The sequence below is a fragment of the Nocardioides sp. 31GB23 genome (assembly GCF_040012395.1).
GTDB classification, from domain to species: Bacteria; Actinomycetota; Actinomycetes; order Propionibacteriales; family Nocardioidaceae; genus Nocardioides; species Nocardioides salarius.
The window spans coordinates 12,982-27,838 of record NZ_JBDYKJ010000064.1 but is presented as its reverse complement, the minus strand read 5'-3'; the positions used below and the strand labels follow the sequence as shown (position 1 = coordinate 27,838).

General features: G+C 69.7%; 11 protein-coding genes. 2 read left to right on the top strand and 9 right to left on the bottom strand.

From position 1 onward, the window contains the following. Positions 1–68: 68 nt before the first annotated feature. From ABKW28_RS17925 to ABKW28_RS17900, 6 genes are all read right to left on the bottom strand, one after another. The gene (locus ABKW28_RS17925; RefSeq protein WP_348612147.1) at positions 69–1,124 is read right to left on the bottom strand and encodes an ABC transporter substrate-binding protein; all 1,056 of its coding nucleotides are present in this window, start codon (positions 1,122–1,124) and stop codon (positions 69–71) included. A gap of 337 nt (positions 1,125–1,461) precedes the next feature. Then, positions 1,462–2,034: a carboxymuconolactone decarboxylase gene (locus tag ABKW28_RS17920; RefSeq protein WP_348612145.1), complete on the bottom strand. Its 573-nt coding sequence runs from the start codon at positions 2,032–2,034 to the stop codon at positions 1,462–1,464. Positions 2,035–2,075: 41 nt separating this feature from the next. After that, a complete protein-coding gene (locus tag ABKW28_RS17915) occupies positions 2,076–4,151 on the bottom strand; it encodes a molybdopterin cofactor-binding domain-containing protein (RefSeq protein WP_348612143.1) in 2,076 nt (691 codons plus the stop codon). Further along, entirely contained in the window at positions 4,148–4,612 is a 465-nt protein-coding gene (locus ABKW28_RS17910) for a 2Fe-2S iron-sulfur cluster-binding protein (protein ID WP_348612141.1), read from the bottom strand. Before ABKW28_RS17910 ends, ABKW28_RS17915 begins: the two co-directional genes overlap by 4 nt. Beyond that, positions 4,609–5,292, bottom strand: coding sequence for a GntR family transcriptional regulator (locus tag ABKW28_RS17905; protein ID WP_348612149.1), 684 nt, complete (start codon positions 5,290–5,292; stop codon positions 4,609–4,611). Before ABKW28_RS17905 ends, ABKW28_RS17910 begins: the two co-directional genes overlap by 4 nt. Further along, complete coding sequence (locus tag ABKW28_RS17900) at positions 5,289–5,798, bottom strand: VOC family protein (protein WP_193669598.1); 510 nt, start codon at positions 5,796–5,798, stop codon at positions 5,289–5,291. Before ABKW28_RS17900 ends, ABKW28_RS17905 begins: the two co-directional genes overlap by 4 nt. Positions 5,799–5,943: 145 nt before the next feature. On the opposite strand from ABKW28_RS17900, the gene ABKW28_RS17895 reads away from it, so the two are divergent. Continuing rightward, on the top strand, positions 5,944–8,112 hold the full coding sequence (locus ABKW28_RS17895) for a thiamine pyrophosphate-dependent enzyme (RefSeq protein WP_348612139.1): 2,169 nt from the start codon (positions 5,944–5,946) through the stop codon (positions 8,110–8,112). A 1-nt stretch (position 8,113) separates the two neighbouring features. Continuing rightward, a complete protein-coding gene (locus tag ABKW28_RS17890; RefSeq protein WP_348612137.1) occupies positions 8,114–9,532 on the top strand; it encodes a dihydrolipoamide acetyltransferase family protein in 1,419 nt (472 codons plus the stop codon). Positions 9,533–9,565: 33 nt separating this feature from the next. Here the strand turns inward: ABKW28_RS17890 and ABKW28_RS17885 are convergent, their stop codons facing one another. The 3 genes from ABKW28_RS17885 to ABKW28_RS17875 all read right to left on the bottom strand — a co-directional run bounded on the left by ABKW28_RS17885 (position 9,566) and on the right by ABKW28_RS17875 (position 14,680). Then, positions 9,566–10,273, bottom strand: a complete 708-nt coding sequence (locus ABKW28_RS17885) for a VOC family protein (RefSeq protein ID WP_348612135.1) — start codon at positions 10,271–10,273, stop codon at positions 9,566–9,568. A gap of 1,454 nt (positions 10,274–11,727) precedes the next feature. Continuing rightward, positions 11,728–13,563 carry an AAA family ATPase gene (locus ABKW28_RS17880; protein ID WP_348612133.1) on the bottom strand — a complete coding sequence of 612 codons (1,836 nt, stop codon included), beginning with the start codon at positions 13,561–13,563 and terminating at the stop codon, positions 11,728–11,730. 499 nt (positions 13,564–14,062) lie between these two features. Then, positions 14,063–14,680 (bottom strand): site-specific integrase, encoded by a 618-nt coding sequence (locus ABKW28_RS17875; protein ID WP_348612131.1) that lies wholly within the window; start codon positions 14,678–14,680, stop codon positions 14,063–14,065. Positions 14,681–14,857 lie beyond the last annotated feature (177 nt).

Genomic DNA, 14,857 nt, shown 5'->3' with positions numbered 1-14,857 from the left:
CCCCCCCCCCCCCCCCCCCCCCCCCCCCCGGGGGCGGGGGGGGCCCGGGCGGGCCACCCCCTCGCGGATCAGGACTGCTCGTCGACGAGGGCGCGGGCGTCCTCGTAGATGCTGGTGTCGACCAGGTCCTCGTAGGCGGGCTTGTCGCCCTCCTCGATGTTGCCCAGCTCGACCTGCTGGTCGGCGGTGTAGTCGACCATGTCCTGCGGGTAGCCGTTGTCGCTCGGGAACAGCCCGTCCTCGAGGAACGTGTCGTAGGTGTCGGAGAGGATCTCGCGGTCCAGACCGGTGACCTCGACGGCGGTGTCGAGCACGGCCTCCTTGTTGGCCGAGTCGCTCATGAACTCGTTGGCCGCGATGTTGGCCGCGGTGAAGGCGACCATCTCGTCGCGCTTCTCCTCGAGCAGGTCGGTCGGGGCCGCGTAGCCGGCGTAGTGCCAGTCGGGAACGACCTCCCACAGGTTGACCAGCGACTTGAGCCCCGCGTCGGGGAACTGCTGCATGACGCCGGCCGCCTCGTCGATGTGCAGCACGCCGGAGACGGCCTGGCCCTGGGCGATGGCCTGGCCCTCGGCGCCGGGGAAGTTGCCGTACTTGACGTCGTCCTGGGTCAGGCCGCAGGAGGTGTAGAACTTCTTGGTCAGCACCTCCGCGAAGCCGCCGACCTCGTCGACGCCCACGACCTGGCCCTCGAGCTCCTCGCAGGAGCCGATGTCCTCGCTGACGACCATCTGCACGTCGAGGTTGGGCGAGTAGGTGTAGAACGCCTTGGCCGAGCCGCCCTGGGCGACCGCGTTGATCAGCGTGGGCGTGGGCACGGCCGCGATGTCGGCCGAGCCGGCCTCGGCGCCGCGCAGGGCGGTCACGCCGGAGTCCAGGCTCACCAGCTCGACGTCGACGCCGAAGTCGTCGTAGAAGCCCTGGTCCTGGGCCACCCACGGCATCACGTGCACGAAGTTGGGCGGGATGACCGGCATGCTCACCTTCAGCTGGCCGTTGCCGCTCGATCCGTCCGCGCCCTGCGCGTCGTCGTCGTCGCCGCCGGAGCAGGCAGCCGCCATCAGGACGACTCCGATGCTCAGGACTGCTGCTACTCGCTTCGAGCCGATGCTTCGTCGTGTCACGAGACCCTCTCTCTCCTCAGGTCGATTGAGCCCGACGCTGACACCCAGCAGAACTACAATCGATTGCACCGAAAGTGAAGCACCGCGGGTTCGGGGGTGTCAACGGATTCGGGCAATTAGATGTGTTTGCCATCACATGCTGGACAGGGCCTTCCTGCGCTCGACTTCTTGATGGCGCGACGAACCGGCCGGTGTGCCTCCCACCCCTGCGGGTGGCACTCCGGCCGGCGGCGAGGACCGCTCGACAGGCGCCTCAACGAGTCGAATGCTGCAAACGAATGCGGTCGTGCGGAGCCCCGGTCGGGAAGAGCGGTGCCTCCCCCGACCCGCGGGCCGCTCAGGCGCGCGCCACGCCCGGCGCCAGTCCGCTCGTCGAGGCGATCCCCTCGACGTCGTACTCCTGGTGGCCGATGCCGAGCAGGCGGATCCACGACTGCTGGCCGAAGGTCAGTGCCACGAAGCAGCCCAGCTCGACCAGCTCGGTCTCGGTGAAGTGCTCGTGCAGGCGCGACCACAGCCCGTCGAGGTCCTGCTCGCCCCAGGCGATCGCCTGGGCGTAGGCCAGCGCGGCCTTCTGGCGCTCGTCGTAGGACTCGGCGTCCTCGAAGTTGAGCAGGTCGTCGTCGGCGTACTCCGGCAGCGCGGCGCTCGAGGAGCGCTGGTTGCCGCAGAACTGGCAGTTGGTCGTGCGGGTGATGTAGAGCCGGCACAGCTCCTTGATGGCGTGGTCGAGCTCGCCGGAGCGGAAGGTGGCGTGCCAGTAGTCGGTGAAGGTCTTGAAGACCTCGGGGGAGTGCGCGCGCACCGCCGAGCTCTCCGGGCGGGGCGTGCCGTCGCGGGCGCAGCGCTCCATCTCGGCGCGCATCTGGTCGTCCATCTGGTCCATCGGCACGTAGCTGATGCGGGGCATGCGGTCTCCTCTGTCGGTCTTCGGGTCGTCTGGTCGTGTGGTCAGTCGTCGGCCTCGATGGCCCGCACCACGGCGGCGGCGTCGAGGGGCAGGTCTCGGACCCGCACCCCCAGCGCCCGGTGGACGGCGTTCGCGATCGCGGCCGCCGTGGGGCCCTGGGCGGCCTCGCCCGCGCCCAGCGACGGGGCGTCGCTGTCGACCAGGTGGACCTCGACCAGCGGGGTCTCGGCGAAGCGCAGCACGGGGTAGGTCTCCCAGTCGGTGCTGGTGACCCGGCGGCGGTCGAAGCGGACCCGCTCCTTGGTGGTCCAGCTGGTGGCCTGCGTCGCGCCACCCTCGAGCTGGTTGCGCGCGCCGTCGGGGTTGACCACGCTGCCGATGTCGGCGACCACGGTGAGGCGGCGTACGCGCACGTCGGCCTCGACGGCGACCTCGGCCACCACCGCGCACCACGCGCCCTTGTCCTTGTAGCGCGCCAGGCCCAGGCCTCGGCCGACGTCGTCGGGCAGGGGGTCGTGCCAGTCGCCGAGGCGGGCGGCGGTCTTGAGCACGTGCGCGGCCCGCGGGTCGTCGAGGTGGGCGAGCCGGAAGGCCACCGGGTCGGCGCCCGCGGCCTCGGCCAGCTCGTCCATGAAGCTCTCGATCGCGAAGACGTTGAGGTAGGCACCCAGCGCGCGCATCGCCGAGGTGCGCAGCGGCGCCTGCAGCCGCCGGTGGCCGGTGACCCGGCGCGGGCCGACGGTGTAGAGGGGGACGGCGTTGCGGGTGGTGCCGCCGCCGGCGACCAGCGGCGGGTCGGTCGGGTCGGGCAGCGGGACGGGCTCGGCCAGGTGGGCGCCGGCGAGCAGCCCGGGGGTGCCGCGGAAGCCGGGGCGCGAGCTGTGGCCCAGGCTCCACACGTCGTGGCTCCAGCCGGTGATCCGGCCGTCGACCAGCTCGGCCGACAGGGTCGCGGTCGCCGGCGGCGACAGCGGCCCGGCGGCGAGCTCGTCGGGCCGGCTCCAGCGGCTCAGCACCGGTCGCCCGGGCACGGCGCGGGCCAGCAGGGCGGCGTCGAGGGCGGCGTCGTCGGCGGGGTTGTGGCCGTAGCAGCCGGCCTGCTCGACGTGCTCGACCACCACCTGGTCGGTGGCGAGGCCGAGCACCGCGGCCAGCGCGTCGCGCAGGGCGTGGATGCCCTGGCTGTGGCTGTGCACGTGCAGCGAGCCGTCGTCGCCCCACCGCGCCAGGGCCGTGCTGGGCGCGATCGAGGCGTGGGCCAGGAACGGCTTGGAGTACGACGCCGTCAGCGTGGCGGTCCCGGCCCCGTTCGTGGCTCCGGGTGCGCCGTCCTCGTCGACGACCTCGATCTCCTCGTGCGGGCCCTGGCGCAGCCAGGCCGGCAGGTCGTCCTCGTCGGGCAGGGTGTCCTGCTCGGTCCAGGTGGCGGCCGCGGCGAGCCGCTCGAGTGCCCGGTCGACATCGACCTCCCGCTCGCCGACCACGCCGAGGAACGAGCCGTCGCGCACCAGCCGCACCCCGGGCGCCGACCAGTCGTCGGCCAGCGTGGCCAGCCGGGCGGTGGGCGAGGGCGGGCGCAGCACCCGACCGTGCAGCAGCCCCTCGGGGCGCAGGTCGCCCAGGTAGCGCGGGCGGCCCAGCACCTTGTCGGGCAGGTCGAGGCGCGGCTCGTCGCGGCCCACCGCGACCTGCGGCGCGGGGCCGGCGGGCACCTGGGTGGTGAGGTCGGTGGCCGGGTCGAGCGCGCCGATGCGGTCGACGTACGCCGTCGGCGGCTCGGCGCCGCTGGGGGCCGGGCCGGCGAGGGCGCGCACCACCCCGCCCACGTGGCGCAACGCGGGGGCGGTCTGCAGCACCGAGAGGCTGCCGGCGGTCAGGCCCTGGTCGGGGCCGGTGGCGGTGTGGGCGGCGACCATCCGGATCGCCGAGGTGGGCAGGCCGAGCGCGTCGGCGGCGACCTGGGCCATCGCGGTCACGATGCCCTGGCCGAGCTCGACCTTGCCGAGGTGCACCTCGACCAGGCCGTCGCGCACGGTGACCCACGAGCCCAGGCGCGGATTCTCGGCGACGTGGGCGGGCAGGGTGGCGGCGGGGGCGCCCGCGGTCGTGGTGGTCACCGGGCACCCCCGGCGGCCAGGACCGCGTCGATGATCCGCCGCTGCGCGCCGCAGCGGCACAGGTTGCGGTCGAGGGCCTCGGCGACCCGGTCGGCGTCGGCGTCGGGCTCCTCGGCGAGCAGCGCGGCGGCCGCGACCACGATCCCGGAGAGGCAGAAGCCGCACTGGGCGGCCTGGCGGTCGAGGATGGCCTGCTGCACCGGGTGGGGGCTCCCGTCGGTGCCGAGCCCCTCGACCGTGGTGACCTGCTGGCCCGCGACCTGCCACAGCGGCGTCTGGCACGACGGCATCGCGGTGCCGTCGACGTCGACCATGCAGGCCCCGCACAGACCCTGGCCGCAGCCGAAGCGGCTGCCGAGCAGGCCCAGCTCGTCGCGCAGCACGGTGAGCAGGGGGGTGTCGCCGTCGCTGGTCGGGGTCACGCTGACGCCGTTGACGTCCACGGTCGTCGGGTCGCTCACGTGAAGACCTCCGGGTGGTTGCCCAGCTCGATGCGGGTGCGGCGGATGTGGCCCTCGAGGTAGCGCTCGGCGTCGACGGGGTCGCGGCGCTCGATCGCGTCGAGGATCAGGCGGTGCTCGGAGTTGACGACCCACATCCGGCTGCCGCCGCCCAGGGCGACGTACGCGCGCCGGTAGTGCTGGGTGGAGTTCCACAGCCGCACCACCATCGAGACCAGCGGGTCGAGGGTGCAGCCGCTGTAGGTGAGCAGGTGGAACTCGCGGTCGAGGTCGAGGAAGCGCTCGAGGTCGTCGTTGGCCTCGATCTGGTCCTGGATGTCGCGCAGGCGGGCAAGGTCGGCGTCGGTGAGGCTCGGCAGGCTCTCGACCAGCGCCAGCGGCTCGAGCCGCTCGCGCATCCGGTAGACCACCTCGACCTCGTGCTGGCTCAGCCGGGTCACCCGGGCGCCCTTGCGCGGCTCGAGCTGGGTCAGGCCCTCCGACTCCAGCATCCGCAGCGCCTCGCGCACCGGCAGCCGGCTGGCGCCGAAGCGGGCGGCGACCTCCTCCTGACGGATCCGCTCGCCGGGCTTGAGCTCGTCGCGCAGGATCGCCTCGCGCAGCTGGGCGGCCACCCGGGTCGAGGCGGCGCTGCCGTTGCCCTCGCTGGTCTCGCCGGTCTCAGGGCTCTGGGTGCTCATGTCGTCCACGAGGCACCATCCTGCCGGTCGAAGGCCTTGCCGCCCGGCGCGCTGACCAGCTCCATCTGCATCCCCCACGGGGCGAGGAAGTAGATCCAGCGGTTGCCCTCGGCGGGGCCGCGGCTGGCGGTCGGGCCGGCGAGCACCCGCACCCCGGCCTCCCGCAGGTGCTCGACCGCGGCGTCGAGGTCGTCGACGTAGAAGGCCAGGTGGTGCCCGCCGACGTCGCTGTTGCGCGGGCGCACGACCTGCTGGTCGGGGGAGGAGTAGTGGAAGACCTCGAGGACGGCCTGCTCGCCGCAGCGGAACCAGCGGTTCTCGACCATCACCGCGCGCGGGTGCACGTCGAGGTGCTCGCTCATCCACTCGCTGTCGTCGTGGGCGAAGGGGCCCAGGGAGTAGAGGTACTCGCAGCCCAGCACGTCGACCAGGAAGCGGTGGGCCTCCTCGAGGTCGGGCACCGTGAAGCCGACGTGGTCGAGGCGGCGCAGACCGGGCAGCGGCACGTGGGCCTCCTCTCCGTCGGACGATTCGACGCTGATTGGCGCCAAAAGCGAGCAAACCACTCAGATCGAGGCATGTCCAGGGTCGTATCTCTAGATTTTGGATCCAATCCTGTGTCACGCTGCGTCTCGAGCCGAAGGAGGCGACATGCCCGAGCACCACCCCCTGCTGCCCGCCGCACCGTGGACCGAGCTGGTGGCCACGACCGACGACTGGGACGCCGCCAGCCCCGAGCTGCTGCGCACGATGTATGCCCAGCTGGTCTGGATCCGCACGTTCGAGCAGTACGTGCTCGACCTGGCCGCCGCCGGACTGGTGCACGGCCCGGCGCACTCCTCCATCGGCCAGGAGGGCGGTGCGGTCGGCTCGGTGCTCGCGCTGACCAGCGCCGACACCGTCAACGGCTCGCACCGCGGCCACCACCAGTTCCTGGCCAAGGCGCTGCACCACATCGAGCCCAAGGGCCTCGACCCGCTCGCCCCGGCCACGGAGGAGCTGCGCGACGTGCTGCTGCGCACGCTCGCCGAGATCTGCGGCCTCGACCGGGGCTGGACCCACGGACGCGGCGGGTCGATGCACCTGCAGTGGAAGGACGCCGGGGCGATGGGCACCAACGCCATCGTCGGCGGCGGGGTGCCGCAGGCGGCCGGCTTCGCGTGGTCGCACCGCCAGGCCGAGACCGACGCGGTCTCGGTGACCTACTTCGGTGACGGCGCGATCAACATCGGCTCGACCCTGGAGACCATGAACCTGGCCGGCGCCTGGGCGCTGCCGGTGTGCTTCTTCATCGAGAACAACCAGTACGCCGTGTCGACCTCGGTGCACGAGGCCACCGCCGAGCCGCGGCTCTCCGGGCGCGGGCCCGGCTTCGCGATCGCGAGCTGGAAGGTCGACGGCATGGACCCGCTCGCGGTCTACCTGGCGATGAGCGAGGCCGTCGAGCACATGCGCCGCGGCGAGGGCCCCACCGTCGTCGAGGTCGACACCTACCGCTTCTTCCACCAGAACGGCGGCTTCGCCGGCTCGGCGTTCGGCTACCGCGACAAGGCCGAGGAGAAGGCCTGGCGCGAGCGCGACCCGCTGGCCCAGGTGGCCGGCCACCTCGAGCGGCGCGGCCTGATGGACGCCGACGAGCTGGCCCGCGCCCGCTCGCAGGCCAAGGCGGTCATGGAGGAGCTCGGCGAGGTGATCCTCGAGCCCGACCCCGACGGCAAGCCCGGCCAGCGCCGCATCCGCCCCGCGGAGTGGCCCGACCCCACCTTCGTCGACGTCGGCGTGCGCGGCGACCTCTCCGAGATGGAGGGCGCGCCCTCCGCGGAGGGCGTGGCCACCGAGGAGACCACCTTCATCGAGGCGGTCGCCGCCGTGATGGGACGCCGGATGGAGACCGACCCGGGCATCGTGGTGATGGGCGAGGACGTGCACCGCCTCAACGGCGGCACCAACGGCGCCACCCGCGGCCTGACCGACCGGTTCCCCGGCCGGGTGCTGGGCACCCCGATCTCCGAGAACGCCTTCGCCGGCCTGGCCGGCGGCATCGCCATCGACGGGCGCTGCACGCCGGTCGTGGAGTTCATGTACGCCGACTTCATGTGGGTCGCGGCCGACCAGCTGTTCAACCAGATCGCCAAGGCGCGCCACATGTACGGCGGCACCGGCGCGGTGCCGCTGGTGCTGCGCTCCAAGGTCGCGATGGGCACCGGCTACGGCTCCCAGCACTCGATGGACCCGGCCGGCATCTTCGCGACCTCGCCGGGGTGGCGGATCGTGGCGCCCTCGACGCCCTACGACTACGTGGGGTTGATGAACACCGCGCTGCGCTGCCAGGACCCGGTGGTGGTGCTCGAGCACGTCGACCTCTACACCTCCAAGGGCCCCGGCCCCGTCGACGACCTCGACTACTGCCTGCCGGTCGGCAAGGCCGCGGTGCGCCGCGAGGGCAGCGACGTGACGGTGCTGACCTACCTGGGGATGACCCAGTACGTGCTGCAGGCCGTCGAGGAGTTCGGCCAGGTCGACGCCGAGGTGATCGACCTGCGCTGGCTCGACCGGGCCAGCATCGACTGGGAGACCATCGAGGCGAGCCTGACCAAGACCAACCAGGTGCTGATCGCCGAGCAGGGCGCCGTCGGCACGTCGTACGGCGGGTGGCTGGCCGACGAGATCACCCGCCGGTTCTTCGACCTGCTCGACGCCCCGGTGCGCCGGGTGACCGGCGCGGAGGCCTCGCCCAGCATCAGCAAGGTGCTCGAGCGCGCCGCCATCGCCCAGGTCGACGAGGTCGTCGCCGAGCTGCACGAGATCGCGAGGTACTGACATGGCCCACGTGCTGCGGATGCCCGGCGTGGCCGCCAACGACACCGAGGCGGTGCTGGCGGAGTGGATCGTGCAGGTCGGCGCCGACTTCGCCGGCTCCGACGTGCTCGCCACGGTCGAGACCGACAAGGCGGCCGTCGACATCGAGGCCGACGACGCCGGCGTGGTGCTGCGCACCCTGGTGCCGCCCGGCGCCCAGGTCGAGATCGGCGCCCCGATCGCCGTCCTCGGCGCTCCCGGCGAGCAGGTCGACGACCTCGACGCGCTGCTGGCCGAGCTCGGCGTCGCCGAGACCACCGACCCGGTCGTGCCCGAGCGCCGCGACGTGCCCACCGACCCCGAGTCCGGTGCCCCCCTCGCCGAGCCCTCCGCCCCGGCGGTAGAGGAACGCGCCCCCACGGTGGTTGAGGAAGGCGCGCTAGCGCCTGTCTCGAAACCAAACAACGGCCGCATCTTCGCCAGCCCCCTGGCCCGCAAGATCGCCAAGGACGCCGGCATCCCCGTGGAGGAGATCCACGGCAGCGGCCCCCGCGGCCGCATCCTGCGCCGTGACGTCGACGCCGCCGTCGCGGCCCGCGCCGAGACCCCCGCTCCGTCGGTCGAGGCCGAGACCCCCGCACCGTTGGTCGAGCAGCGAGCGCCAGCGAGCGTCGCCGAGACCCCCACGCCGTTGGTCGAGCAGCGAGCGCCAGCGAGCGTCGCCGAGACCCCCGCACCGTCGAAGCAACCGTCCCCCGCAGCGGCGTACACAGACACCCCGCACTCCCGCATGCGCCGCGCCGTGGCCAACCGCCTGCAGGAGAGCAAGCGCGAGGCGCCGCACTTCTACCTGCGCGCGAGCCTGCGCGTCGACAAGCTCATCGCCCTGCGCGCCGAGCTCAACGACGGCGCCACCACCCGGGTCTCGCTCAACGACCTGGTGGTCAAGGCGGTCGCGGCGGCGCACGAGCGGGTGCCGGAGATGAACGTCGTCTGGACCGCCGAGGCCACCCGCGCCTTCAGCACCTCCGACATCGCGGTGGCGGTCGCCACCGACCGCGGCCTGCTCACCCCGGTCGTGCGCGACGTGGGGTCGCTGAGCGTCACGGCCCTGGCCGCGCGCGTCGCCGACCTGGCGGCCCGCGCCCGGGAGGGCAAGCTCAAGCAGGACGAGCTGGAGGGCGGCTCGATCAGCGTCACCAACCTCGGCATGTACGGCGTCGAGGAGTTCGCCGCCATCATCAACCCGCCCCACGCCGCGATCCTCGCGGTCGGTGCGGCCCGTGAGGAGGCGGTCGTCGAGGACGGCCAGCTCGTCGTGGGCCAGGTGATGAGGGTGACGCTGTCGGTCGACCACCGGCCGGTGGACGGGGTGGTGGCCGCCAAGTGGCTGGCCGCCTTCAGCGACCTGGTGGAGCACCCGCTGCGCATCCTCGCCTGACACCGGGGCGGGGCCGCTCAGCCTGGGCCCTGCTCAGTCCTTCTGCAGGGCCTCGGCGAGCATCACGATGATGCCGCTGGGGCCGCGCAGGTAGGTCAGCTTGTAGACGTTGCCGTACGTCGCGACGCCCCGCAGCGGGTGGCAGCCGTGCCTGGCGGCGATCTCGAGAGCCTCGTCGATGTCGTCGACCGAGAACGCCACGCGGTGCATGCCGATCTCGTGGGGCCGGGTGGGGTCGGTCTCGATGGCGTCGGGGTGGATGTACTCGAAGAGCTCGAGGCGACCGCTGCCGTCGGGGGTCTGTAGCATGGCGATGTGGGCGTGGTTGCCGTCGAGACTGACCGCGGTGTCGGCCCACTCGCCGCTCACCGTGTCGCGACCGACGAGGGTGAGCCCGAGGTCGGTGAAAAAGGCGATCGTCGCGTCGAGGTCGCGCACGGCGATCCCTACGTTCTCGAGCTTGATGGGCATGGGTGGCACGGTAGCGCCGGACCAGTTCTTGTTGTGGCCGAGCGATCGCGCGTGCAGCACGTCCTTCCAGTACGACTCCCGCTCCAGCACGTGGTCGTGGTCCGTCCGCATCGACCAGTACTCAAGCAGTGCGAACCGCATGTTGGTGCGGTAGTACTCCTCGCCCTTCTCGTCGACGAGCTCCTTCAGACCGACGTTGCCGCCGTGCAGCGTGGCCGCGTACGTCGACCAGCGCTGCCACACGCCGGTGTCGCCGTAGGCAGTGGGCACACCATCACTGTCCTATGGGTGTGAGCGCACCCGTTCGCGGCGGAATGACCGTGTGCAGACGGGCTTGGTCTGTAGGACGGTGCGTGCGTCACGTCCTCGTGACCAGGGCAGACCACTACCGTGTGCCAATGCTGTTTGTGGCGAATGGGTGGGACGGTGTCTGGGGATCGCTTGTCGGCGGGATCCTCAGCGGAGCGACTGTTGTCGTCGGCGTGTATCTCGCTCAGCACTTGAGCGATCAGCGCAAGCGGTCCTCTGAAGAACGCGCCGCGGCGGACGCCCTGCTGATTGAGATCGCAAATGCTCGAGACGCTGCTGTGCGGTCGCGCAGTAAGTCTCGGACCGGCCGATATGACCTCTGGCCGCTGCGTCACCAGCTTTATCTTTCTCACGCTTTGCATGGGCGAGCCGCACACGAAGCCGTGCAGAGCTACTACGACGCGGTGTGGGCCCTACGGGACTGGGTTCGCCACGGACCCGTAGCGCAAGGGGACCGAATCTCAGACGAACCAGAGATTGCGCAGGCCTTCCACCAGTATCAGCGTGCGGTAGACGAGTGGGCCGAAGCTCTCATAGAGGGATTGAGGACGCCTGGGCTTTCACTCAGCGAGCTCGCAGTGCAGGGCCCCACGCGCCCCACGTTGCCGTAGCCAGTTGCGGATGCCTAGAGCAACTTGTTCCCAAGCAGCAGCCCCGTGGTCTAGCTGGTGGCGGTATGACCCACGGGTGACTGTCGGCGCCATGGACGACACTCGCTGCATGCACCCTGTCGACCTCATCGACGCCGCTACGGATCTGGCACCGCGCAAGTGGAAGCGCTACGCGGCCATTGCGTTCATGGCGGCATGTCTGCTCGTTGCCGAATCGGGCCGCCGACGCACTGACGTGGTACGCCAACGAGAAGGCAGCGCAGATCGTCGCCTGGAACTGAGTCGGATCTGTCGCGCCTGGGCGCTTAGCTCGTATTTTTGCCGTGCGCGACGATCTTCTGACTCGCGACGGAGCACTAGCACGGCCGCCGCGAGTGTGCCTACGGTTCCGACGGCGGCGACCCAGTCTGCGTATGAGCCAGCTGTAGGCGTCGACAACCAGTCCATCACAGCATTCACGCCCGAACACTAACGGCCTCGGACGAGCTTGACTCATGAGTTCATGCGGGGCGTGGGGCAGACCAGCGCCCTAGAGTCCCGCCGCGCTCCCGGACCGGTGGGCCATCCAAAGCGGCGGAATGTCGCGCTTGCCCAAAGCGGCGGATGACGGGACCCCTCATCGGGCCCTACCGCCTCATGGCACCCCGCGAGCCAAAAGGTCGCGCCACGCGCGATGTTGAGCGTGCCACAAGGAGGCCTGTCAGGAATTCGGTGCAAGTGACGGTTCCATCTGATGCTCAGACGACCTCGGCCTGGGCTATGCGGCCCTCGAAGGGGATTCGTCTCCGATGTCCTGCGTGTGCGCTATTCAGTCCCACCGCTGTCTGCGTTGCTGGGATTCACAGGACTTGCCTCGCTCAGGACCGCTCGTTCCTGGTTCAAAGCAGCGGACACGAGTCGACTGACGTGCTCGCGAGCTGGCGACTCCCGATGTGCGCCCGCCGCGAGCGCTGAAGGCACCCAGCCAGCACCCTTAGCGACGCCTAGGGCGCGAGCAAAGCCCTCGAGCTCCCCCTCCTTCACCAGCACGACTCCCATGGCGTCAAGATTCGCTATCAACGAGTCCGCACGTTGGCGCTCGTTGCGAAAGGCGCTCACCCCGTAGTCCTTCACGGACTGCCATGGGCTGTCAACGGACATCGCCTCCTGGACGCGCCTCTTGGTGTCGCTGACGTACGTCGCTTCGGGCGCTGTGTCCAGTACTGCCGAGATGGCACCTAACACGTCTCGGTTCTGGCGCTTGGTCTTGGGCAAGCGGAACTGAGCAGTCGTGATTCGGTAATCATTGGCAACCGTTGACCATTCGCCGTCAAGTGCCTCCACGAGTGAACTGGCTGTCCGCTCGTCGTTTAAGAGGTCCAGATCAACAGACGCTACCGTCGGCACGCCGCACGCCCGCATGGTTCGAGCCAGAGCTTTCATATTGGTCTTGCCTGCCGTTGGAACGAAGAGGATGTCGTTCGGTGACAACTCAAGAGGCCCCTCACGGTGAAGATCTTCAAGCGCTGCGGCAAAAAACTGGCAGTCCCGCTCATTTTCTGCCAGAACGACTGCGCGATGGAATACGCCATCCAAGATGTTCGTGTAGCGCAGTGATGGGTTTGACCAGACGGTCCTTAACTCATCTGCGGGGATCTGGGAGGCCGTTGTCCTCTCGCCCTGGCGCGTCAGTCGGACAACCGAAACAGAGGCGGTCGGAACGTCCAGTAGACCAGCCAAGATGTTCCTGTCGTGCGTTGCGAGCACGATCTGGATCTTGCGCGACTCAGATAGGACCGCGAGTTCGCGGCCGAGGATCCGCGCCTGCGGCGGATGCAGAAAAGCTTCTGGTTCATCCACTACAACCACCGGGTACGTGCTGGCAACGATCGGTAGGAGCAATCCGATCATGCTGCGCATGCCGTCGCCCTGTTCGTGTAAGGGCAGGAGCCGACCAAGCGCCTCTCGGTACTCGGCTGTGATCGCGTCAACTGGCGGAGCAGCAACTGCTGGCGTGCCGATACGGAGCATTAACTCATTGCTCAGGGTGTCTAGCACCATCCCCTCGGCGAATGTGTCTTGTGCTATTCGCGATAGCTCGGCGAAGAGTTCGGGCGAGTCCTCGAGCTGTTGCAAGGGGGTGCTTGGAACTTCAGTGAAGTCACCTCGCCGGGCAGACGGCTGAGACATTTCAAGACGCTGCTGAGTGCCTGCGTAAAACACCAGGGCCGCACCGAGTCTTGAGAGGCGGTGAGCGTGGGCCTCGCTCCGCCAGTAGTGAGCTGCAGACTGAGTGTCGAGGAAGCCGGCCGTGAAGTGCAGGAAACCCGCGTTGCCTCCTTGAGTCGTCGCGACACGATGCCTATAGAGCCATGCCACCAGAGACGCGGGGTCTCCCTGCTTGCGGAGTGCTGCCGCTCGCAGAAGGGTCGGCCCACCAAGAGGACTACCTGGCTCGGAACCGATCCAGCTAACCAATTGTCTCAGCAGGGTTGATTTGCCGACGTTATTGCCTCCGACAAAGGCGGTGACACCCGGTGTCGGAAGGCCGACTGGTTGGCCGTCCACGTCAACGTACGAAATCGAGAGTCCAGCATCTTGCGCGCGCCCGCCCAAAAGCGACTCGTCGTGATTCGCAAAAGTTTCGAGGCCGATCGACATCTGCGCACAGTAGCCGAACACGGGTCAGATGGCTGGCGCTTGCGGCGCCAGCCTCGTCTCTATTCAAGATTCGCCGTGCTGTGAAGGCACGTGGGCGGGCGGACCTACGAGGGCGCGCCATTCTGATCCAAGCATCTTGCCGCAGATGGCGTGGCGCTCGTCAGTGCGCGCCATTGTGGGCGGGGTTGACGCAGGTAGTTTGGCTAGACGCCGGCGACGTAGGCAGTCGGAAGTGCACCCCGTGCCGGTCGAGGTTGCCGCGGGCTCGGTCGTAGTGCTCGGTCGTGCGGGGGTCAGCGTGCCGGGCCAGGATCTGGGCGTCTCGGAGAGGTACGCCTGCGTCTAGGGCGTTGGTGATGGCTGCATGCCGCAGTGAGTGCGGGCTGATGTGGCGTGGAATCCGGGCGACCTTCGCGATCCTGGTAACCATCCGGTAGACGTCGCGGCGGTCGAGCGGCTTGCCCGAGACTGGTCGACGTACGAGCCTTCCGCTGGTGCGTTAGCCGCGGCAGGCTTCCAGGACGCGGAGGGCGGGCACGGTGATCGGCATAGTTGCCGGTTTGTTGCCCTTGCCGACCAGATGCAGCACTCGGTGGCCTCGTAACGTCTCGGTGTAGTCCTCGATCCGCACGGCCGCGGCTTCTGATGCCCTGAGCGCGTTGATTCCGAGCAGGTAGGCCAAGGCGCCGTGATGGACGGTGAGGGTCTGAGCGACTTGCAGGAACCGGATGAGTTCAAGCCGGTCCAGTCCTTGGGTTCGGGACTCGTCACGGTGGACTTTCGGGAGTCTTGCGTAGACGGCCGGGTCGGACACGATGAGGCCGTCGATGTGTGCGAATCGGAAGAACCCTCGCACCGCGTGCATGGTCGTGACGACTGAGGAGTCCATCAGTCCCGAGTCGCCGAGCTGGCGGATGTACAGTTCGACATGGGCGCGCTGGACCCCTTGCAGGGGGGCAAGTCCGTTGCTCTCACACCAGGCGAACCAGCGACGCAGCTGGAAGGCGTACAACCGGTGTGTGTTCCCGGAGTAGCGGGCGAGGTAGGAGACCGCGGCCAGATGGGCAGGGGACATCTCGGTGGGCTGGAAAGGTAGGAGTGCGGTCGTGCCTGACATGGGGCCACCTCGCGGCGGCATAGTTCGGCCCGGCCCGCCCGCCGTCAACCCGACCGAGCGCCTGGGCCCTCGACGCTAGTACCTTTGCTCGTGGTCACCCGGGTCCTCTGGCGACGGAATGGGCTAGGTCGTGTTGATGCCGATTATGCAGCAGACCCCTGCTTTGCCAGAGGGGTT